A 229-nucleotide genomic window follows, 5' to 3' on the forward strand; every position below is an offset into this window, starting at 1 on the left:
TTACCCATGCTGCAGCCGAGTACCCGCGCGAATGCTGCGGCCTGGTCATCGCCGGCGCCGACGGCGAACGCTATATCCCCTGCCGCAACACGGCCGCCACCCCAAGCGAGCATTTTCGCCTGCCGGCGGAGGACTACGCCGCCGCCGAGGATCAGGGCCGGGTGCTGGCGCTGGTGCACAGCCATCCGAACGCGCCGGCCGTGCCCAGCGATGCGGACAAGGTCCAATG

Annotated in this window: 1 protein-coding gene; it reads left to right on the top strand. The window is 69.9% G+C overall.

Translation table 11 applies throughout. From position 1 onward, the window contains the following. Window positions 1-229, top strand: a 229-nt coding sequence (locus SB658_RS28235) for a C40 family peptidase (protein ID WP_410603925.1), incomplete at both ends; no start/stop codon positions are given.

Source organism: Bacillus sp. SIMBA_008 (assembly GCF_046535495.1).
Classification (GTDB): Bacteria; Bacillota; Bacilli; order Bacillales; family Bacillaceae; genus Bacillus; species Bacillus subtilis.